We start from the raw sequence: 21,031 nt of genomic DNA, 5'->3' as shown, positions 1-21,031 counted from the left end.
GCGGTCGAGGTGGTCATGCGTTGTGAACTGGTTGCGAGAGTTCTAGGAGCGGAGCTGCCGTGTGGCGGGCCGCGGCGATCCGGTTGCTCAGCGCCTTCCGGAGTTCGCCCCCATCAGCGGCAACATTGATGAGGGTGAATCCCTGCGTGACAAGGGATTCCACACTCGTGCCAGGATGAAGAACAGTGCCGGCCACGATTCCGTTGTTCCGGGCCGCGTCCGCGACGGCTTCTTGGGCTGCGAGCACATCGGCGTGACCGAACTGCCCCGGGATGCCCGCCTTCTGGGCGAAGTCACCGGGGCCGAAGAACACCACGTCGACGCCGGCCAGCGCCGCGATTCGATCCGCCTGCTCGACGGCAGCCGGGCTCTCCAGCTGCAGGATGAGCAGGGTGTCGCGCTCAGCCCGCTCCATGTAGTCGCCGAACGCGAGCCGGCCGAAGTCGCCGTCACTGTTTCCGCCGTCCAACGCGCGCTCACCCACTGGTGCGAACTTCGCCTGCGCGACGACTGCCGCCGCATCGTTGAGGTCGGCGATCTGGGGAACCATGACGGCGCTGGCCCCCAGCTCATAGGGCTTGACGATGTCGCTGTACGAGCCACGGGGTACACGAACGATTGCTTCGGTGTCGCGGCGACGCGCGGCGAGGATCTGATGGTAGAGCCCCGGCCAGTCACCGACGCAGTGCTCACGATCAAGCCACACGGCATCGGCGCCCGCGAGCGCCGCGATCTCGCAGACTTGGGGGTCGGACAAGTTCACCTTGATGGTGAGCGCAAGTTCTCCTGCGCGGAGATGTTGCGCTAGCGACGACAGCATGTGTCACACTCTCTGTGTCAGTGTCATCAGACACCCGTTGTCTGATGTCTGGTGATCCTGACACAACCGTCGCGACAAGGTCAAGGGGTCATAGTGAAGATGGACAAGACGTGGCGACGCGCCGTGCAGCCGCCGGTGGTCGAGCTACTCCAGGAGTATCTGGTTCAGACCGGGGCCCGGCCGGGCGACAAGCTTCCCACCGAGGCAGAGTTCGCCACGGAGTTGGGCATCGGTCGGAGCGGGGTGCGGGAAGGTATCCACGCGCTCCAGGCGCTGGGGATCGTCGAAGTGCGCCACGGACGCGGCTCGTACCTGAGGTCGGATGGGTCACTCGACGGCCTGGGCCGAGGACTCACGTTCTGGAGTCGCCTCTCCCTGGCCGAGGGGGGCGAGAGCGACACCTTGCGTCTCGTCACGCAAGTTCGCATGGCCCTGGAGACGTCACTCGTCCACGAAGTCGTGGGCCTGCACGACGATGCATCCTTTGCTGCCATGGACCGTGCCGTCGAGGAGATGGAGGAATTGGCACGGGAGGGCTCCTACGCACCGGCCGCGGACCGGGACTTCCACCACGCCCTGTATGAGCCACTGGCCAACTGGGTCCTCGACAGCATCGTCTACTCCTTCTGGGATGCCATGCGCCGGAGCTCTGAGCAGGAGGCACTCGGTGCCCCTGAACCGATCGCGCGGGTACACCGCGACATCCTTGATGCACTTCGTGCGCACGATCACGCCGCCTTGGCCTCGGCCATGACGGCACACTTCGAGCCCGTCACCTTCCGGATCACGCGCCAACCCGCATGGCGACGAGACAACGACGACCGTTGATCGACGTTGGTCCCATAACTGACCCGTGGATGGAGGCCGTACGTGGAGTGCGTGCGTCGCCCGTGACCTCGGCGTGACCGGGGCCGCGCTCCGGCCCAGAGCACGTCGATCACACTCACGTCGCCCTGACTCGTGCCAGCCAGATGGTGTTGTCGCTGCCGAACTGCTCACAGATCGCACATCCGTTGTCGGTCGCCTCCCACTGCGCGATCTGCTCCGGACCGGCCCGCAAGGCGAGTTTGGTGCGGGCGGCCACTAGGGCAGGTCCGACATTCTGCATGCTCTCGCTCGCCATGACGTACGCCGTCTGCCCCGGCCCTTGGCAGGTGCCGAAGTTTCCGAGCCCGGCACCACGTTCGCCGATCACGACCTGTTCGGTGTCGCGCAGCAGCAGGAGCCGATCAGTGTCAAGACGCGACATCAGCAGCGGAGCGCGATGACGGAAGACGTGGTCGTTGTCGAGACCGGACCGGGTGTACACCAGATACGGCCCATCGGCCAGTACCACCCAGTGCTGCTGGGTGTTGCAACTGCCGAGCGTGGTGCCGTCGTCGAACCGCCACGGGGTCGGATCGGTGTACTGCAGCCCATCCGTACTGACCGCCAGATGCCCACCCTCGTCATTGCGCAGGGTCAGGAAATACCTGCCGTCGTAGGTGATCAGGGACGGCTCGTACAGGCCTCGGCCGGCGTCGATGCTGTGGGCGCTGCCGTGTGCCACATAGCTCAGCGTCGCGCCGTCGAACCGGCACCGCACGATCGCGCTCGTCAGGTGGCCGACTCCGAAATAGACCGGCAGCAGGATGCCACCGTCGGCCTCCTCCACCCATTGGGCACAGCCCGCCCCTGAGCGCAAAAAGGCCGGCTCGTCGGGCATCTCGAGCAGTCGCGCCGGTGACCAACTGTCGGTGTCGGGCCGGTACTGGGCGTACGAGGTGTACCTCGCCTTCGTGCCGTCCACGACACCGTCGGTGTAGGCGACCGTGTGGCCCGTGCCCAACAGGGTCTGCGACGCCTCGTGCCAGATTGGCCAGAAGTCACAGACCGCCCTGTTGTGTTCGGTCCAGGTGAAACCCTCCTGCTGGTACGGCTCCGTCCACGGCCCGTCCCAGTTCGGCGCCGACATCGAGTGGATCGGACCGTAGACGTCTGACCCGGACAGCGTCAGCCGCTGCAAGGTCGTCACGTACCGCGGCGCACCGGCGTTGGCCGTGGGGTGGATCCCGACCCGAGCGTGGAGCCAACAGGTCTGTCGGTCGTAGCCCGATCCCAGCTGGGTGTGATCGATCTGCACGGTCACTGAACTCCGCTCTCTGATCTGACTCACGTCCGTCCTTTCAGGCGAGCGCACGGTCTATGAGCCGGTCGCGCCACGCCGCGCCCGGGTCAGGTCAACGGTCGGTAACCGACGCCGAGCCGGTCCAGTCGTGCGAGGTGGCCGTTGCCAAGGCGATGCACGAATTGCACGTAGTCGGTCCGCGTGCCCCAGGCGACCTCGCTAACTGCGCACAGGCGAGGGAAGAGCATGTACTCCAGGTGCTCCTGGGTCGGCACGTACTCGCGCCAGAGTTGGGCCTGTACCCCGAGCAGCAGCTCGGTCTGCTCGGGGGTGGCGTCCGCAGGCAGTTCTTCGGTGCCGTAAACATCCGCGAGCGTGCTCAGCCCTCCGATAGCCAAAGGCTCGGTCTCCGGATCCTCCTGGTAGTGGTCCAGGTACAGCGTCGCGGAGTTCGCGTAGACGCAGGTCAACCCGTGCCGCTGAGAGAACGGCACGTCCGCCCCGGCGCGCCAGAGCATCGCCACCGAGTCCGCCGGGGGCTCGGCCTCGACAATCTCGTCCCAGCCGATCAGGGTCCGGCCGGCGGCGGAGATCACCTCGTGCGCGGCCGTGATGAACTCTCGCTGGATCTGCCGTTCCGACGTCAGGCCACGCTCGGACATGAACTCCCGCGCCTGCTGCGAGCCTTCCCACTCGATCGTCGGGCACTCGTCACCGCCGATGTGCAGCCATTGTGCCGGGAAGATGTCGATGACCTGGGTCAGCACCTCGCGCACGAACCGGAACGCGATCTCGGTCGGCGCGAGCACGTGGTCGGAGATCCCCCAGGTCTCGCGCACGCCGATCGGCTCGTCGAGGTTGCCGAGTTCGGGATAGGCGGCGATCGCTGCCTGCATGTGTCCGGGCAGGTCGATCTCGGGAATGAGTTCGACACCACGCGACGCTCCGTAGGTGATGAGGCCGCGCAACTCGTCCTGGGTGTAGTAGCCGCCGTGCGGTTCGTCCGTCCAGGCCGACTCGGACCCCTCGGACCTACGATGGTGCCCGACGAGCGTCCGGGGTCGATACCCGCCCACCTCGGTGAGCAGGGGCCAGCCGGCGATCTCCACACGCCAGCCTTGGTCGTCGGTCAGGTGCAGGTGCAGGCGGTTCATACGATGCAGAGCCAGGACATCGATCAGCTTGCGGAGTTCGGCGACCGGCGTGAAGTGGCGCGAGCAGTCGACCATGAGCCCACGCCAGGAATGGGCCGGCTCGTCCTCGATACGCACGCCGGGCACCACGGTCCGGCCGGCCGCATCGGTGGTCGCCGCATCGAGGACCTGGCTCCACGTCGAGCGGCCGAGCAGCAGACCACGGTCGGAGCCGGCAGTCAGCGAGGCTCCGTCGGCGTCCACGACGAGCCGGTAGGCCTCGTCGCCAAGGCTGTCAGAGATGGACTCGGTCAGGGCAGCTGCGGGGCCGTCCAGGACGACGTCACCGCGGGCCATGATGACCGAACGCGGCTGGGGGACGAGGTGGAGCTCGGACACGGAGACTCCTGGCTACATTGCTCGGGCGAAGTGGTCGCGCACACTCCACCACATACGATTCCAGGTGTCCATATTCGGAACGGTTCATTTGGTGATTTCGGTGCGCTGTTCCGTAGCACCTGAGCCTGGATCCCCCGACCGATTGGTGGATACTGCGGGCCGTGGCGCACGAATGCCCTGTGACCTGCGCCGATGGGACTGCCCCAAACCCGCAAGGCGGATCCGAGGCTCAGGTGTCGACTATTGCGTCGAAGACGCGGCTCACACCCCGCGATGGAAGCACCAGGCTGGTGACAGCTAGTAGACGTTCCGAGTTCGCCAAGCCTCCACCTCTGCGAGCAGCGCGTCCCGCCGTTCGTCGTCGAGGAAGGATGCCCGGAACGAGTTCGCCGCGAGCGTGGCCAGCTCGTCGTCGGTCAGCTTGTGGACCTCCCGCACCGCGTGCAGGTTGTCGTCCACGTAACCGCCGAAGTAGGCCGGATCGTCGGAGTTGATCGTCACGATCACCCCGGCCTCGATCAGCCGCCGCAGCGGGTGCTCGGCGAGGGAGGGCACCGCCCGCAGCCGCACGTTGGACAGCGGGCAGACGGTCAGCGGGATCTGCTCTGCGGCCAGCCGGGCCACCAGAGCCGGGTCGTCGAGGCACCGGATCCCGTGGTCGATCCGCTCGACGCCGAGGTCGCCGAGGGCCCCGGCGATGTACGACGGCGGTCCCTCCTCCCCCGCGTGCGCCACCAGGTGCAGGCCGGCCCGGCGGGCGCGGTCGTAGACCGCGGTGAAGCCCGACGGCGGGTTCCCCACCTCGGCGGAGTCGAGGCCGATGCCGATGATCGGCGCCTCCATCGCGAGCAGGTCCTCGAGGACCTCGAGCGCCTCGCTCGCCGGCCGGTCCCGAAGGAACGCGGCGATCAGTCCGGTGGAGATCCCGAACTCGGCCTCGCTCGTGCGCAGGACGGACGCGATGCCCTCCACGCTGGTCGTCAGCGGCACGCCCCGGGCCAGGTGGGCCTGCGGGTCGAACATGATCTCGGCGTGCCGCACCCCGGCCGCCCTCGCTCGGGTCAGATAGGCCCGCGTCATCTCCGCGAAATCGCCGGGCGTGCGCAGCACCGCCATGTTCTCGTAGTAGAGGTCGAGGAAGGACTGCAGGTCCGTGAACGCGTACCGGGCCCGCAGCGCGGCCACGTCCGGATCCGGCAGGTCGATCCCATTGCGCTCCGCGAGCGCGAACACCAGGTCCGGTTCGAGGGTGCCCTCGATGTGCAGGTGCAGCTCGGCGCAGGGTGGCGTGGGCAGCCACGTCGGAGAGTCGCTCATCTGCCGCATCCTCTCACCGGGTGCCACGCCGATGCGCATGATTCAGTCATGTCCCCAGGCAGCCGCGCTCACCGGGCGCCGCACACCCGGAGGGCCAGAGGCGACGATCCGTAGCACGAGTGCTACGCTATGCGCATGAGTTCGAGCGACCCCCCGATCGAGACATTGTCGCAGCGCGAGTTGCGCAATGAGTCCGGGCGGGTGCTCCGTGCCGTGAGTGAAGGTCACTCCTTCGTCCTGACCAACAGTGGCGTGCCCGTCGGTCGAATCGTGCCCGTGGATGCCCCCGCTCCCGCACTGCCGATAACTCGTCCGGCGCGCCGTGAGGGTGGATGGGCTGCGCTGGCAATCGAGCGCAAGTCCACCAAGGCGGGTCTTGCCGCGACCCTTGACGATCTGCGCGGAGATCGGCTGTGACCTCGGGTTCGATCGTCTATGTCGACACTTCTGCGCTCGGCGCCCTGCTGATCGATCAGCCCGAGAGCGCTGCGCTGCTGCGCTGGCTCGACCAGACCCAGGCCATGTTGGTCTCCAGCGATCTGCTCGAAACCGAGTTGCGACGCGTTGCGGTGCGGGAGGGTCTTGACCAGGCCGATGTGACTCGCCTCCTGGACGGCGTCGCGCTCGCGGCCCTCGACCGGGCTGTCTATCGCAGTGCCGGCTTCCTTCCCATGCCATACCTGCGCACCCTCGACGCGCTGCACCTCGAGGCCGCCATCCGGCTCGACGCCTCGGGCGTCCTCACCTACGATCACAGGCTCGGCGAGGCAGTCAGGTCCGCAGGGCTCGACGTCATCGCACCCGGCGCAGTACCTATGCCGTGAGCGAGCTGGCCCTCCTACCAGAGCGGTGGAGTCCCGTTCAGGGCTCAAACCCCGGATCCTGACGAAGGCCACACGCAGACCTACCGCCCGACTGCGGCAGGCGAGGTCCGCCGTCGGGCTTCAGTCGGTCCCGACTGCGGCGAGCGCGGCGCCGCTGCGGTGCCGCTGCGGGCTCACTCCGCGCACCCGCTTGAACGCGGAACTGAACGCGAACGAGCTCGCGTAGCCGACCTGCCGGGAGACGGAAGCCACGGTGGCGTCCGGCTCGCGGAGGAGGTCCGCCGCCATCGTCAGCCGCCAGTCGGTGAGGTAGGCCATCGGTGCCTGTCCGACGAGCTGGGTGAACCGGCGGGCGAATGCAGCCCTCGAGACGCCGCACTCGGCGGCCAGTCCGGCAACGGTCCAGGGGTGGCCCGGGTTGTTGTGGAGCAGGCGCAGGGCGTGCCCGACCATCGGATCCGCGCTCGCCGAGTACCAGGCGGGCGGCTGCGCTTCCGGGCGGCCCAGCCAGTTCCGCAGCACCGCGATCAGGAGCAGGTCGAGCATCCGGTCGAGCACCACGTCCTGACCGACGTCGTCCTTGACGATCTCCTCGCGGATGAGCCGCACCAGCGTGGTGGGCGCTGCCGGATCCCCGGCCGGGATGACGATCACGGTGGGCAGCACGTCGAGCAGGCGCCGGCTCACCTCACCCTCCACGCCGTACGCACCGGTGATGACCTCGGTGGCGGCGTCGGCATCGTTGCCCCAGGTGCGCACGCCGAGGCACATCTCCTCCTCGAGGGACCGCCCGTCGGGGGCGGTGCAGTGCTGGCCCGGATTGATATAGACCCCGATCGGCGCGTCCGGCGGCTCCGCCACGGTGTACGGGTCCGGGCCGCGCACCAGGGCCAGATCCCCCGCCGTCAACCGGACCGGCTCGCCCGCGTCCGGACGGATCCACGTGGTGCCCTTGGCCATCACCACAACTGTCAGCGGCGCCTCGTCCCGGATCCGGATCGCCCACGGCGGGGCCATCAGCGACCGCATCAGGAACGCGCCGCGCGCACGAGGGCCGTCGAGGAGTCCGGTGAGTGCATCCACCACACCAGTGTGTGGACGAATGCGTATGAAATCAAGAGCCTGAACTATGGATCGTCTCAGTCGGCCCCTGTTGAGTGGAGCCATGACCACCAACACGAACGACCTGACCCTCGTCCTCGGCGCCACCGGCAAGACCGGCAGCCGAGTCGCCAAGCGGCTCACCGCCGTCGGGCATCCCGTTCTCCTCGGTTCCCGATCGGCCGAGCCGCCGTTCGACTGGGAGGACCCGTCCACCTGGGCCGACGCCCTCGACGGCGTGAGCGCCGTCTACATCGCCTACGTGCCCGACCTTGCCCTGCCCGGCGCCGACGACGTGATCGGCGCCTTCGCCGAGCAGGCCGTCGCCGCCGGTGCGCGCCGCCTGGTGCTGCTCTCCGGCCGCGGGGAGACCGCGGCCGAGCAGGCCGAACAGCGCGTGCGCGCCTCGGGCGCGGACTGGACGATCCTGCGCGCGAGCTGGTTCAACCAGAACTTCAGCGAGAGCTTCCTGCTGCCGGCCGTGCTCAGCGGCGTGTTCGCGGCGCCCGGGCCGGGCGAGCCGGAACCGTTCACCGACGTCGAGGACATCGCCGACGTGGCCGCGACCGTGCTCACCCAGGACGGCCACGCCGGCAGGGTGTACGAGCTCTCCGGCCCGCGCTCGCTCACGTTCGCGGAGGCGATGGCGGAGATCTCGGCCGCGAGCGGCCTCGAGGTGCATCACCAGGAGATCTCGGCCGAGGAGTTCCGCGCCGGGCTCGCGGCCGAGGGCACCCCGCCCGAGCTCGTGGACCTGTTCATGTACCTGTTCACCGAGGTCCTCGACGGCCGCAACTCGATCCCGGCCGACGGCGTCCAGCAGGTGCTCGGACGCCCGGCCCGGGACTTCTCCGACTGGGCGCGCGAGGCCGCCGCGAGCGGCGCGTGGGACAGTGTGCCCACGCCGGTGCGCTGATGCTGGCGACCCTCAGCCTCGCGGCGGCCACGGTCGCGATGGGCCTCGCGGCGGGGCTGTTCTACGCCTTCTCCGTGGCCGTGATGCCCGGGCTGGCACGTGCGCGTGACGCGGCGTTCGTCGAGGTGATGCACCACATCAACACCGCGATCCTGAACCCGAGGTTCGCACTCGCGTTCGGCGGGGCGATCGTGCTGTCCGTGCTCGCGCTGGTCGCCCACCTGGTCGGTGACGCCTCGTCCGCCGCCGTGCCGTGGATCGCTGCCGCCGTCGTGCTCTACCTGGCCTGCCTGATCACCACCGGCCGGGCGAACATCCCGCTGAACAACGCCATCGACCGGGCCGGCCCCACACCGGCCGACCCGGCCGGTGTGCGGACCGCCTTCGAGGCGAGGTGGGTGCGGTGGAACCACCTGCGCACCGCCACGTCGACGGCGGCGCTCGCCTGTCTGGTCGTGGCGCTGGTGGTCGGTTGACCGGTACCGCTCAGTGCGCGCTCCAGGAGGACAGCCCGGGCTCGGTGGGCAGCGGGTAGCAGCCGTCGGTCAGGGTGACCGACCCGTCCGGAGGCAGGAGCCCGCTCTCGACGTAGATCGTGTTCGGTAGCGCGGCGAGGACGTGGATGTGCGCGCCGCCGCCGTGCGAGGCGTACGGGATACCGAACCCGGCCGCCATCAGCCCGATCTCGTAGCAGTCGGTGAGTCCGCCGGCCCGGCGCAGGTCCGGCTGGACCACCCCGACGCCGCCCCCGACGAACAGGTCCCGGAACTGCTCCTGCCCGTAGCGGTTCTCCCCGGTGGCGATCGGGATGTCCAGCTTCTCGGCGAGCCGGATGTGCGCGGCCGTGTCCGCGGCTCGCAGCGGCTCCTCGAACCACCGGCACCCGAGGTCCGTGTACGCGCGTCCGCGCCGGATCGCCTCGGCGAGATCGAACGCCTGGTTGGCGTCGACCATCAGCGGGACCCCGTCGCCGATCACCGCCCGGACGGCGCCGATCCGCTCGAGATCCTCGGCGAGCGGGCCCCCGCCCACCTTCATCTTCACGCCCTGGAAGCCCTGTTCCATGGCCCTCGCGCAGACGTCCTGCAACTGCGGGACGTCCAACTCGAGCCACCCGACCATGGCGTAGGTGGGGATCGCGTCCCGCTGGGCACCCAGCAGTTTCCAGACCGGCACCCCGAGCGATTTGCCGAGCAGGTCCCAGAGTGCCTGATCGATCGCGGAGATCCCGAAGGTGGACAGGCCCGCCGTGCCCTGGTAGTCGGTCAGGGTCCTGAGCAGATCGCGGATGTGCCGGATCATGGTGGCGTCCTGGCCGATGATCGCCGGGCCGAGCTGCTCGGTGACCAGGGCGCCGAGCAGCGCGGGTGAGCTGGCGACGCGTCCGAAGTAGGTGCTGCTGGTGCCGCTGATGCCGGCGTCCGTCTCGACCGTCACGTCGCAGCGCCCGTTGCGGTCCAGGAGTTGGATCGCGTCCCGGATCGCGTGCTGCTTGGGCTCGGAGGTGACCTGGACGGTGACCCTGGTGATCTTCATGCTCAACCCTGCCCGGCCAGGATCGCCTCGACCTCGGCGCGGATCCCACCGAGCGCGTCGGCGGCGGTCTGGCGACCGCTCCAGATCTCATCCAGGACGGGCCGGTAGACCGTGCGGGCCCGCTCGATGTACAGACCGAAGTTCTCGTTGACGGCGTTCGCCAGGGCCTGGCTGACCATCGCCAGGTTCTGGGGTGCCTGATCGTCGGCGACGAACAGCTCGGCGGAACTGGTGGCCACGGGCACGAAACCACGCGACTCGGCGAAGATCTCGGCGGCCTCGGGACCGACGCAGTACTTCAGGAAGTCCCAGGCGGCGTCGGGGTCCGGTGACTCGGACGGCACGGCCAGGACCGTCATGGTGTTCACGGTCTGCCGGGTCGCCTGCTGCGGCGGCGGGAAGATGTCCCAGTTCACCTCCGCGTTCTCGCGGAGGTAGGGGATCGCGCTGGTGAGCCCGAGGAGCATCGCGACCTGCCCGGTCCCGAACAGGGACTGGGCCCAGTTCGGGGTGGACTTCCCGGTGCTGACCGTGCCGAAGTCCGGGTGGACGCCGTGCACGAGCGCCAGGTCGGCGACCCATTGGAGCGCGTCCGTGCTGCCCTCGTCGGCGAGGGTGAACGACTGGGCGTCCTCGGAGTAGATGCCGGTGGTGCCGTTGTTGATGGGCCAGACGGTCTCCAGTGCGGTGTCGTGGAAGAGCAGCGCGCCCCACCGTTCGCCGCCCGGCTTGGTGAGTTTCGTCGCGGCATCCAGGAAGTCGTCCCAGGTCCACCCGTCGGCGTCCCAGTCCGTCGGCGGGAGCGGTACGCCCGCCTCCTCGAAGGCGTCCACGTTGCAGTAGATGACCCCCGGGTTCGTCATGATCGGCCAGGCCGCGTGGGCGCCGTCGGCCTGCTTGGCGAAGTTGAACGCCACGGGGTAGAAGTCGTCCGCGTCGATCGAGTCCTGCTCGAGGTAGGGGGTGAGGTCGAGCAGCGAGCCCTCGCTGTAGTACGCCTGCACGAAGTCGTCGTTGATGCGGATGACGTCCGGGTGGGCGCCCGACGAGAGCACCGTGCGGAGTTTCGTCTCGTAGTCGCTACCGCCAGGCACCGACTGCACGTCGATCTCCCGGGACGCCTGTTCCGCCCAGTTCTGTGCGACCTGGTACAGCTGCGTGTCGGAGGTCGCGTCCCAGCTCATGAAGGCGAAGGTTCCGCCCGACCCCGACCCGGAGCCGCCGGCACCGCCTCCACAGCCGGCGAGAGGTGCGCCGATGAGGGCGGCGCCGGAGGCCACTCCCAGGGTCTTGAGCAACGATCGTCGTGAGACCTGATCTACCGTCATTGGTTCGTCCTGTCCTGTGTGCTGAGCCGTGTTGATGGCCCGGCCGATGAGCCGGCCGGTGAGCCGGAGTCACCGCGACGCGGTGCTCCGAATGGAGGTTCGCCGTCAGTTGCTGCGCAACCGCGCCACGGCGTCCTCGTCGAGTTCGACCCCGAGACCGGGCAGGTCCCACGGGGTGATGACGCCATCGACCGGGAGGAGGGGGTTGGTCCAGATCGGGACGTCGTCGAGCACCGGGTTGTGCTCGATGTTGTACTCCTGCGGGTACACGCACGAGGGCGTGCTCACCCACAGGTGCGCGTGTGCCGAGGTGCCGATCGTCTGCTGGGTGTTGTGCACCGTGATCGGCTTGGTGTGGACGTCCGCGAGTACGGCGATCTTGCGGAACTCGGTGATGCCGCCGCACTTGATGACGTCGGGCTGCAGGATGTCGACCCTGCCCTGGGTGATCAGGTCGCGGAACTGCCAGCTCGTGTACTCCTGCTCGCCCGCCGCGATGGGGATGTCGACGGCGTCCGCCAGCCGGGCGTAGGCGGCGTAGTCGTGCGCTGCGAGCGGTTCCTCGAAGTGCCAGACGCCGTAGGCCTCGAGTTCGCGGGCGATCCGGATCGCGGTGTGCTCGTAGTAGGCGTTGTTGACGTCCACGAGGATCGGGAAGTCGTCGCCGACCGCGGCGCGGACCGCGGCGACCGTGGCGATCGTCTGGTCGAAGCCGTCGTCATGCATCCACGGGGTGGAGGAGTGGATCTTGTAGCCGTGATAGCCCTGCTCCTGGAACGAGACCGCCCGCTCGGCCTCCTCCTGCGGACTCATGCTGCGTGACATCGAGCTCGCATAGACCTTCATGCCGTTGCGGTACTTGCCGCCGGTGAGCGCGTAGACCGGTAGGTTCGCGGCCTTGCCGAGCAGATCCCAGAGCGCGATGTCGATGCCGGCGATCGCCTCGAGCTGGGCACCCATCGGTCCGAGCTTGTAGGGCTTGGTGTACATCCGGCGCCAGAGCCGCTCGATGTCCCCTGGGTCCTCGCCCACGAGCAACGGTGCCAGGGCGTGCTCGACGATCGCGTGCGTAACCGCCGCATTCATCGGGCTGATCTCACCGATCCCGATGAGCCCTTCGTCGGTGTGGACCTTCACGATATGGAACTGCTCGAGCAGGATGATGGACTCGACCTGTGTGATGCGCATGAATCGGCGACCTAACCTTTCAGACCTGACATGGTGATGCCCTGAACGAAATACCGTTGGGCGAGGAAGAAGAGGATGAGCGGCGGAATGATCGTGAGCGTGGCCGCCGCCATCATGAGATTCGTCTGAGTGAAGAACTCACCCTGGAAGAGCACGAGTGCGATGGGCATGGTCTGCAGCCGGGTGGAGTTCAGGAAGATCAACGGCCCGAACAGGTCGTTCCAGGACGCCATGAAGGTGAGCGCTCCGACGGCGGCCAGGGCGGGCTTGACCTGGGGCAGCATGATCCGCCAGAACGTCCCGAATATGGACGCTCCGTCCAGCTTCGCTGCCTCCTCCAGTTCCCGCGGCACACCACGGAACGACTGCCGCAGCAGGAATGTCCCGAACACCGGTGTCAGCACATTGGGGACCCAGAGTGGGAAATGTGTGTCGATCCAGCCGATCTCCCGGAAGAGCATGTACTGCGGAATCAGGTACACCATGCTCGGAATCATCGCCGTCGCCAACAGCAGTGCGAACGCGATGTTCTTTCCCACGAAGTTCAGGCGAGCGAACCCGTACCCGGCCAGCGACGCGAAGAAGAGCAGTCCCGTCACGTTGAGCACCGCGAGCTTGACGCTGTTCAGGAAGAACGGCAGGAGACCGTCCGCAGCAGCCGTGTAGTTCTCCCACTGGAAGACGGACGGGATGAACGTGGGCGGCGAGGCAAGCACCTCGTTCTCCGGCTTCAGCGAAGCGCTCACCATCCACAGCAGCGGCATCGCGAAGACACCCGCGAGAACGATCAGCGTGATCATGACCGCGGTCCGCCGTCCGATGCCGCGCGGCCGACGCCGTCGGGCAGGTGCTGCCCGAGGGTCCTCGACTGCGCCGGCGGAACTCACCGCCCGTCCCTGTGGCGCTCGGGCCACGACGCGTTCAGTTGTCATAGTGCACCCACCGCTTCTCCATCTTCCATTGGAAGACAGTCACGAGGCCGACGATCAGGAACAGCACCCAGCCCATCGCCGAGGCATAGCCCAGGCGTCCCTGCGCGAAAGCCACCTGATAGATCTCGAAGATCAGGACCGACGTCGCGTTGTTCGGCCCGCCGGACGTCATCACGTAGATGATGCCGAACACCTGGAACGACGAGATGAACTGCATGATCGTCAGGAAGAAGATGCTCGGGGTCAGCAGCGGGAAGGTGACTCGCCAGAATCGACGCCAGTTGGAGGCGCCGTCGACTGTTGCGGCCTCCAGGAGCGACTTGTCGATGGACTGCAGTCCGGCGAGCAGGATCACCATCGGGTAACCGACGCCCTGCCAGAGCGCCACGATGATCACCGCGATCAGGGCCGTACTCGGGTCGGAGAGCCACGCCGGACCAGTGATCCCCACGCCGCGCAGGACCGAGTTGATCAGACCGTTGTTCGGCTCATACAGCCAGAACCAGACGAATCCGATGGCCACGACATTGGTGATCGCCGGGGAGTAGTAGAGGGTCCTGAACACGCCGACGCCGCGGATCCGCTGATTGCACAGGACCGCCAGGGCGAGTCCGATCGCGATCGAGAGGACCACCATCGCGACGGTGAAGATCGCCGTGTTCAGCAGCGTCGAGTAGAAGCGGGTATCGGTCGTGAACAACGCGACGAAGTTCCCCAGACCGAGGAAGTCCGGCTCGTTCAGCCCGGTCCAGTTCGTCATCGAAACGCCGAGCGAGGCGATGACCGGAACGATCTGGAACGCGAGCACTCCGAAGATCACCGGACCGACGAACATCCAGCCCGCGAGATTCTGGCGCCGCGGTTTCTCCTTGCGGCTCCTGGTCGGCGAGACATCCGCCGCGGATGCCGAGACCTGCGTGTTCGCCACTCGCCCTCATCTCCCTCGAGAGGTCCGCGGCCGGGGGTACGACCGTCGGACATCGGGCTACGTCCTCGTCCCGATGGGCTCCGACGATCGCGCGGAAGGCGAGAGGCATCAAGCGGTCGTCCCGCTATGCCGGACGACCGGGCCGCGATCCCAGCACGCGGGAGATCGCCATCGCCGTCATCCGGACCGCGGATGCGTAGCGCTGGGCCTGGGACAACGCGGTCGCACCGGTCACCGAGATGGCTCCGACCAGGTGATTGCCCATCCCGAAGATCGGCGTTGCCACACAGAACAGGCCGGGCTGCGACTCCTCGACGTCGTAGGCGACCTTGGTCTCCCGCACCCTCGCCAACTCTCGCCGCAGAGCGGTGGGGTCGGTGATGGTCTTGGGCGAGAGCCTCGTCAGGGGTGCGCTCAACACCGACTCCACGAAGTCGTGGTCGCTGAAGCCGAGGATCGCCTTGCCGAGCCCGGTGCAGTGCAGCGGCAGCCGACCCCCGAGGCGCGAGTGCGGAACCAACAGGTCACGGCGGGAGATCTTCTCGAGGTAGATGATCTCGTGCTTGTCCCGGACGGCCAGGTTGCAGGTCAGGCCGGTGACCTCGTTGAGGTTGTGCGCATACGGGAGCGCCACCTCTCGCAGGGTCCGCTGGGCGGGCACCAGATGCCCGAGCTCGAACATGCGCACCCCGAGCCGGTATCCGTTCCTGCCGCGCTCGAGGGCGCCCCATTCCACGAGGTCGGTCACCAGCCGATGAGCCGTGGACTTCGGGATCCCCGACGTCCGCGCCATCTCGCTGATGCTGATCTCGAAGTCGGTCACCGAGAAGAGGTTGAGCAGGGACAAGCCCTTGATGAGCGAAGAGCTTGCGTCCTGCTGTTCGGGACGGGTCATAGCCGCTTCCTTCCGTGATGGTCATCATCGGTCCAGACGTGACCGAGGAGGATACCTATGACGACGAACAGCGTCGGCACCGACGTGGCCGTGAGCGCAGATCGTCTGCACGACGCCGTGGTCCAGATCCTTGTCGGCGAGGGTGCCACCCTCGCCGACGCCGCTCAACAGGCGGACGTGCTCGTCGAGGGGGATCTGCGCGGCCACCCCTCGCACGGGGTGCGGCGGCTCGCCGTGCTGGTCGGCCGCATGCGCAACGGGCTCATCCGGACCGGTGTCACGCCACGCGCGACCTGGATCAGCGACGCCTTCCTGAGCGTCGACGGCGATCGCGGCTTCGGCCCCGTAGTGGCGGGGGTGGCCATCGAGGCGATCACCCGCCGCGCCGGCGAGAGTGGCATCGCCCTGGCCGCGGTGCACAACGCGAATCACATGGGCATGCTCGCGCCGTACGTGGAGCGCATCGCCGCGGCCGGCCAGATCGGCATCGCCCTGACGACCAGTGAAGCGCTCGTGCATCCCTGGGGCAGCGCCCGCCCGATGCTCGGCACCAACCCGGTGGGCATCGCGGTGCCGACCGAGAGCGAGCCGCTCGTCCTCGACATGTCGACGGCGGCGGTCTCGATGGGCAAGGTCCTCGATCACGCCGCAACCTCGCAGCCGATCCCACTCGGCTGGGCGGTCGATCGTCATGGCAGACCGGTCACGGATCCCGTCGAGGCCTCCGACGGAGCCCTCTCGCCGTTCGGCGGCCCCAAGGGATACGCCCTCGGAATCGCCCTGGAAGTACTCGTGGGCACGGTCACCGGGACGGCGTTCGGCCCTCAGAAGCAGGGCACGCTGGACGTCGAACACGTCGCCACGAAGGGCGACGTCTTCGTCGCGATCTCACTCGACCGCATCGGACGAGTCCCCCACCTCAGCCTCGTGGAGGCCTATCTCCACGACGTCCGCGCCAGCGGGACCGGCCCGGACCCGGTCACGGTGCCGGGCGATCGGGCGAGGGCGACCCGGGCCGAGCGACTGGCCAACGGCATCCCGGTCAACCCCCACGTCTGGCGAGAGGTCGAACAACTCCTTGAGGAGCACAGCGGATGACACACACCCGGTCACACTCCGACGGGTTCGGGCTGCTCCGGCTGCCGACCAGGATCCACTTCGGGAACGGCGCCGCGTCGGCGATCGCGCCCCTCGCGCGGGAACTCGGCCGGCGGGTGTTCGTGTGCTGCGACCCGTTCCTGGCCGAGACGCCGCAGTTCGAACGGACCTGCGAGGAATTGCGGGACTCCGGAGCGGTCCTGCAGGTCTGGACCGAGGTGGAGCCCGAGCTCCCGGTCGACTCGGTGCAGCGTGCCGCGGACGCGGCCTCGGTCTGGGGTCCCGAACTGATCATCGGCTTCGGGGGAGGCAGCGCGCTCGATCTGGCGAAGCTGGTGGCACTGCTGCGCAGTCACGGTGGTCGGCTCAGCGACTACTACGGCGAGAACGCGGTCCCGGGGCCGATCACCCCGGTGATCGCCGTGCCGACCACGGCAGGCACGGGATCGGAGGTCACGCCGGTGGCCGTCGTCTCGGATCCGGGCCGGGACCTCAAGGTCGGGATCTCGAGCCCGCATCTGATCCCGCGGTTCGCCGTCGTCGACCCGACCCTGACCCACGGTGCGCCGGCGGCGGTCACAGCCCACGCCGGCGTCGACGCGTTCGTGCACGCGATCGAGTCCTACACCGCGGCGGTCAGGGCCCCCGAGTGGACCGACCAGTTGCCGGTGTTCGTGGGTCAGAACCGACTGGCAGGCCTGCTCGCCGAGGAGGCGATCACCGTCATCGCGGCGAATCTGGTCCGCGCGGTCACGGACCCCGATGATGACGCCGCGAGAACCGAGATGGCCTATGGCAGCCTGCTGGCCGGGATGGCCTTCGGGAGCGCCGGAACCCACCTGTCCCACGCGATCCAGTACCCGATCGGGGCCCTCACCAAGACGCCGCACGGCCTCGGCACCGGTTTGCTGCTGCCGCACGTGCTGCGTGGGTGTCGCCCGGACATCGACCCCGCGCTGCGTCGGATCGGGACACTCCTCGGCGTCTCCGAGACCGGCTCCGACCGGGCGCTCGGTGCGATCCGCCGGATCGAACAGATCGTCGCCGACATCGGGATTCCGGCGAGCCTCGCGGAGCTCGGAGTTCGTGCCGAGGACCTTCCGGACATCTCGGCACGGGCGGCAGGCATCAGCAGGCTCGCGGGGAACGTGGCGGCCGCCCGGCCGATCGAACGGATCCCCGGCATCGTCACGGCCGCCTGGCGCGGCGACCACATCTGAGCGGGAGAGGACCCATGACCTACCTGAACGATCTCTTCATCGATGGCGCGTGGCGACCCGGGGCGGATGAGCGGCGCTTCCCGGTCATCGACCCGGCCGACGGCTCCGAGCTGACCACGTTCGCGGTCGCCACCGAGAGCGACTGCCTCGACGCCGTCGCCGCGTCGGAGCGCGCGCTCCCGGCGTGGTCCGCCACCCCGCCACGCGAGCGGTCGGAACTGCTGCGGCGCTGCTACGAGATCCTGGCAGCGGAGGAGCAGACGATGACCGACATCATCGTCAGCGAGAACGGCAAGGCCCACGCCGACGCACTGGCGGAGGCACGCTACGCACGGGAGTTCTTCCGCTGGTTCGCCGAGGAGGCGGTCCGAATCGGTGGGGACTTCCGGCTGTCCCCGGCCGGGGACAAGCGCATCACCGTCACCCGCCAGGCCATCGGTGTCAGCGTGCTGATCACGCCGTGGAACTTCCCGGCTGCGATGGCCACCCGGAAGATCGCCCCGGCCCTCGCCGCCGGCTGCACCGTGGTGCTGAAGCCCGCTTCCGAGACGCCGCTGACCGCGGCCTACGTGATCGGCGTCCTCGAGCGGGCGGGCGCGCCGTCGGGCGTCGTCAACCTGGTGACTCCGGCGCCCACCGCACCGGCCGTGCGAGCGATGCTGCACCATCCGGCGGTGCGCAAACTGTCCTTCACCGGCTCGACCGAGGTGGGCCGGCTCCTTCTGCACGAGGCGGCCGACAACGTGATCAGCTCCTCCATGGAGCTCGGCGGGAACGCACCGTTCGTCGTGCTCGAGGGCGCCGACGTCGCGGACTCCGTGGCCGGAGCGATGGTCGCGAAGATGCGCAACGGCGGCTCCGCCTGCACGGCAGCGAACCGGTTCTACGTACACACCAGCGTGCTCGAGGAGTTCTCGACCGAACTGACGGCGGCCATGTCCCGCGTTCGGACGGGGCCGGGTCACGACCCGGACAACGACCTGGGCGCCCTGGTCTCGGTGACCGAGCGGGACAAGGTCGCCGCGCTTGTCGACGCCGCGGTCGACGGCGGAGCCCGAGTCGTGCTCGGCGGTACCGCGAGAGGTGCGGGCGCGTTCTATCCGCCGACGGTCCTCGCCGACGTCACCCACGGCAGCGAGATCACCCGCACCGAGATCTTCGGCCCGGTCATCACGCTGATCGGCTTCGACGACCCGGCCGACGCGATCCGGATGGCCAACGACACCATCTACGGGCTGATCGCGTACGTCTACGGTCCACCCGGTGACGCCATGACGGTCGCGCTGGCCATCGACGCCGGCATGGTCGGCGTGAACCGTGCCGTGCTCAGCGACCCGGCCGCACCCTTCGGTGGCATGAAGCAGTCGGGGCTCGGCCGGGAGGGAAGCGCGGAGGGGATCGAGGAGTTTCTCGAGGAGAAGTACATCGGGTCGCCCGCCTGACCTCGCTCGGCCGCCCGCTCCCTGCTCCGGACGGGAGGCAGACCTGGTCGCCCGAGCCCGTGAACTCCATGAGTCACTCACGTCCATGACGGACCGGCCCACCCGGTGGGATCCCGTCGTGGACCTGCTCCGTTCGCTCGGGGCGTCACCGCACCCTCCGACGGGCCTCACGGACCGCTGAACCGCTCCGCGCGGTCGGGCCATCCGCTTGACTTCCGATTTGTAACCGGTTACAAGTGGTGAAACCGAGCGAGAGGTGCCCGCGATGCCCGTCCAGATCGTCTCTGCCGACGAAGCCGCCCAACACGTTCAGGACGGCCACACCGTGGCGCTGGCCGCAAACGGTGGTGGCCAGCTCGAGCCCACCGCGGTGATCGCCGCCGTCGAGCGCCGGTTCCTCACCGACGGCACCCCTCGCGGTCTCCGTCTGGTCCACGCCCTCGGGGTGGGTGACCGCGACAAGCGCGGCGTGAACGGCTTCGCCCACGAAGGCATGACGACGCGGGTCATCGGCGGGCACTGGACCTGGTCCCCCGCGATGATGGCGCTGGCGTCCGAGAACAAGATCGAGGCCTACGTGCTGCCGGCCGGGGTCATCACCCACCTGTTCCGTGAGTCCGGTGCGCGGCGACCGGGATACATCACACGGACCGGGCTGCACACGTTCGCCGACCCCCGCAACCAGGGCGGCCGAGCCAATTCCCAAGCCCGCGAGGAACTCGTGGAGGTCCTCGAGCTCGACGGCCAGGAGTACCTGCGGTACCGGCCGCTGCATGTGGACATCGCCCTGGTGCGGGGCACCGAGGTCGACGAGCTCGGAAACATCGGCGCCGACGCCGAGCCCGCCATCCTCGACGCCCTCGAGGCGGCACAGGCCGCGCGCGGCTGCGGCGGCAAGGTCATCGTCCAGGTGAAGCGGCGCATCGCCGGCCGCCTCGACCCGCGCCGGGTGCTGCTGCCGTCGGCGCTCGTGGACTACGTCGTCGTCGAGCCGGCCCAGATGCAGACCTACCTCACCGAGGAGGACCCCGCCCTGTTCAGCCCGGTGCCGGCCGAGGAGTCGGTCACCGACCCGATCACTGACCCCATCCGCGCCGTTGTCGCGCGGCGCGCTGCCCTGGAGGTCCACGCGGGCGACGTGCTCAACCTCGGCTTCGGGATGAGCGCCGACGTGGCCAAGGTGCTGCGCGAGCAGGGGCGCCTTGACACCGTCCAGCTCGCCGTGGAGCAGGGCCTGTACGGGGGCGAACCGGAGCTCGGCGACCTCTTCGGCATGTCCCGGGGCCCGTCGGCACGGGTGAGCTCGGCGGTGCAGTTCGACATCTTCGCCGGCGGCATCATCGACGTCACGTGCCTGGGCATGGCCCAGGTGGACGCCCGCGGGAACGTCAACGTCTCCTCGTTCGGCGGGAAGGTGATGGGCCCCGGCGGGTTCGTCGACATCAGCCAGAACGCCCGCACCGCCGTGTTCTGCGGGGCGTTCCGCGCCAAGGGTCTACGTGTCCACCTCGAGGACGGGCGGCTCGTCATCGACTCCGAGGGTGCGGTCGCCAAGTTCGTTTCCGAGGTCGAGCAGGTGACCTACGCTGGGCCGTTCGCCGCCCGGGAGGGACGCCGCGCGCTCTACGTCACCGAGCGGTGTGTCTTCGAGCTCACCCCGGCCGGGCTCGCGCTGACCGAGGTCGCACCCGGCATCGACGTCGAGCGCGACATCCTCGCCCACCTCGACTTCCGGCCCGTCGTCGGCGAGATCAGGCCGATGGCTGCCGAGGTGTTCGCACCGGTAGCGGCCGCGCTGCCGCTGCCCTGACTCCACCTCTTCCCCGCCCGCCATTCCCGAAGGAGCC

20 protein-coding genes are annotated in these 21,031 nt (G+C 68.6%); 9 read left to right on the top strand and 11 right to left on the bottom strand.

The window, feature by feature from the left end:
* Window positions 1-13: 13 nt before the first annotated feature.
* Window positions 14-820 (bottom strand): HpcH/HpaI aldolase family protein, encoded by an 807-nt coding sequence (locus tag KCQ71_RS22865; RefSeq protein WP_223410782.1) that lies wholly within the window; start codon window positions 818-820, stop codon window positions 14-16.
* 51 nt (window positions 821-871) lie between these two features.
* Between KCQ71_RS22865 and KCQ71_RS22860 the strand changes: the two genes are divergently transcribed.
* Window positions 872-1,648, top strand: coding sequence for a FadR/GntR family transcriptional regulator (locus KCQ71_RS22860; protein WP_223410780.1), 777 nt, complete (start codon window positions 872-874; stop codon window positions 1,646-1,648).
* Between the two features lie 115 nt (window positions 1,649-1,763).
* On the opposite strand, the gene KCQ71_RS22855 is transcribed toward KCQ71_RS22860, so the two are convergent.
* From KCQ71_RS22855 to KCQ71_RS22845, 3 genes are all read right to left on the bottom strand, one after another.
* Entirely contained in the window at window positions 1,764-2,975 is a 1,212-nt protein-coding gene (locus KCQ71_RS22855) for an exo-alpha-sialidase (protein ID WP_223410778.1), read from the bottom strand.
* A 59-nt stretch (window positions 2,976-3,034) separates the two neighbouring features.
* Window positions 3,035-4,459 carry a beta-N-acetylhexosaminidase gene (locus KCQ71_RS22850; RefSeq protein ID WP_223410776.1) on the bottom strand — a complete coding sequence of 475 codons (1,425 nt, stop codon included), beginning with the start codon at window positions 4,457-4,459 and terminating at the stop codon, window positions 3,035-3,037.
* A 297-nt stretch (window positions 4,460-4,756) separates the two neighbouring features.
* Window positions 4,757-5,776 carry an adenosine deaminase gene (locus tag KCQ71_RS22845; protein ID WP_223410774.1) on the bottom strand — a complete coding sequence of 340 codons (1,020 nt, stop codon included), beginning with the start codon at window positions 5,774-5,776 and terminating at the stop codon, window positions 4,757-4,759.
* 135 nt (window positions 5,777-5,911) lie between these two features.
* Here KCQ71_RS22845 and KCQ71_RS22840 point away from each other — a divergent pair, with 135 nt between their 5' ends.
* Window positions 5,912-6,193, top strand: coding sequence for a type II toxin-antitoxin system Phd/YefM family antitoxin (locus tag KCQ71_RS22840; RefSeq protein ID WP_223410772.1), 282 nt, complete (start codon window positions 5,912-5,914; stop codon window positions 6,191-6,193).
* The gene (locus KCQ71_RS22835) at window positions 6,190-6,600 is read left to right on the top strand and encodes a type II toxin-antitoxin system VapC family toxin (protein WP_223410770.1); all 411 of its coding nucleotides are present in this window, start codon (window positions 6,190-6,192) and stop codon (window positions 6,598-6,600) included. The genes KCQ71_RS22840 and KCQ71_RS22835 overlap by 4 nt, the downstream gene beginning before the upstream one ends.
* A 120-nt stretch (window positions 6,601-6,720) precedes the next feature.
* Here the strand turns inward: KCQ71_RS22835 and KCQ71_RS22830 are convergent, their stop codons facing one another.
* Window positions 6,721-7,683: an AraC family transcriptional regulator gene (locus KCQ71_RS22830; RefSeq protein ID WP_223410768.1), complete on the bottom strand. Its 963-nt coding sequence runs from the start codon at window positions 7,681-7,683 to the stop codon at window positions 6,721-6,723.
* Window positions 7,684-7,765: 82 nt separating this feature from the next.
* Between KCQ71_RS22830 and KCQ71_RS22825 the strand changes: the two genes are divergently transcribed.
* Both KCQ71_RS22825 and KCQ71_RS22820 read left to right on the top strand, forming a co-directional pair.
* Entirely contained in the window at window positions 7,766-8,617 is an 852-nt protein-coding gene (locus KCQ71_RS22825) for an NAD(P)H-binding protein (RefSeq protein ID WP_223410767.1), read from the top strand.
* Window positions 8,617-9,093, top strand: a complete 477-nt coding sequence (locus KCQ71_RS22820) for an anthrone oxygenase family protein (protein ID WP_223410765.1) — start codon at window positions 8,617-8,619, stop codon at window positions 9,091-9,093. Before KCQ71_RS22825 ends, KCQ71_RS22820 begins: the two co-directional genes overlap by 1 nt.
* A gap of 10 nt (window positions 9,094-9,103) precedes the next feature.
* Here KCQ71_RS22820 and KCQ71_RS22815 read toward each other — a convergent pair whose 3' ends face one another.
* The 6 genes from KCQ71_RS22815 to KCQ71_RS22790 all read right to left on the bottom strand — a co-directional run bounded on the left by KCQ71_RS22815 (window position 9,104) and on the right by KCQ71_RS22790 (window position 15,424).
* The gene (locus tag KCQ71_RS22815; RefSeq protein WP_223410763.1) at window positions 9,104-10,153 is read right to left on the bottom strand and encodes a mandelate racemase/muconate lactonizing enzyme family protein; all 1,050 of its coding nucleotides are present in this window, start codon (window positions 10,151-10,153) and stop codon (window positions 9,104-9,106) included.
* A gap of 2 nt (window positions 10,154-10,155) precedes the next feature.
* On the bottom strand, window positions 10,156-11,481 hold the full coding sequence (locus KCQ71_RS22810) for an extracellular solute-binding protein (RefSeq protein WP_223410761.1): 1,326 nt from the start codon (window positions 11,479-11,481) through the stop codon (window positions 10,156-10,158).
* Window positions 11,482-11,586: 105 nt separating this feature from the next.
* Window positions 11,587-12,669, bottom strand: a complete 1,083-nt coding sequence (locus KCQ71_RS22805) for a mandelate racemase/muconate lactonizing enzyme family protein (RefSeq protein ID WP_223410759.1) — start codon at window positions 12,667-12,669, stop codon at window positions 11,587-11,589.
* Window positions 12,670-12,680: 11 nt separating this feature from the next.
* Window positions 12,681-13,469, bottom strand: a complete 789-nt coding sequence (locus KCQ71_RS22800; protein ID WP_223410757.1) for a carbohydrate ABC transporter permease — start codon at window positions 13,467-13,469, stop codon at window positions 12,681-12,683.
* A gap of 121 nt (window positions 13,470-13,590) precedes the next feature.
* Window positions 13,591-14,529 (bottom strand): carbohydrate ABC transporter permease, encoded by a 939-nt coding sequence (locus KCQ71_RS22795; RefSeq protein WP_223410755.1) that lies wholly within the window; start codon window positions 14,527-14,529, stop codon window positions 13,591-13,593.
* A 124-nt stretch (window positions 14,530-14,653) separates the two neighbouring features.
* Complete coding sequence (locus tag KCQ71_RS22790) at window positions 14,654-15,424, bottom strand: IclR family transcriptional regulator (protein ID WP_223410753.1); 771 nt, start codon at window positions 15,422-15,424, stop codon at window positions 14,654-14,656.
* 57 nt (window positions 15,425-15,481) lie between these two features.
* Here KCQ71_RS22790 and KCQ71_RS22785 point away from each other — a divergent pair, with 57 nt between their 5' ends.
* From KCQ71_RS22785 to KCQ71_RS22770, 4 genes are all read left to right on the top strand, one after another.
* Window positions 15,482-16,522 (top strand): Ldh family oxidoreductase, encoded by a 1,041-nt coding sequence (locus KCQ71_RS22785; RefSeq protein WP_223410752.1) that lies wholly within the window; start codon window positions 15,482-15,484, stop codon window positions 16,520-16,522.
* On the top strand, window positions 16,519-17,742 hold the full coding sequence (locus KCQ71_RS22780) for an iron-containing alcohol dehydrogenase (protein WP_223410749.1): 1,224 nt from the start codon (window positions 16,519-16,521) through the stop codon (window positions 17,740-17,742). Before KCQ71_RS22785 ends, KCQ71_RS22780 begins: the two co-directional genes overlap by 4 nt.
* Window positions 17,743-17,756: 14 nt before the next feature.
* Window positions 17,757-19,184: an NAD-dependent succinate-semialdehyde dehydrogenase gene (locus tag KCQ71_RS22775; protein WP_223410747.1), complete on the top strand. Its 1,428-nt coding sequence runs from the start codon at window positions 17,757-17,759 to the stop codon at window positions 19,182-19,184.
* A gap of 265 nt (window positions 19,185-19,449) precedes the next feature.
* Window positions 19,450-20,994, top strand: a complete 1,545-nt coding sequence (locus KCQ71_RS22770) for an acyl CoA:acetate/3-ketoacid CoA transferase (protein WP_223410745.1) — start codon at window positions 19,450-19,452, stop codon at window positions 20,992-20,994.
* Window positions 20,995-21,031: the final 37 nt, after the last annotated feature.

The organism is Occultella gossypii (assembly GCF_019947135.1).
In the GTDB taxonomy this organism is placed as follows: domain Bacteria; phylum Actinomycetota; class Actinomycetes; order Actinomycetales; family Beutenbergiaceae; genus Occultella; species Occultella gossypii.
Note: the sequence above shows the minus strand (reverse complement) of the source record. Positions and strands in the feature narration are given on the sequence as shown.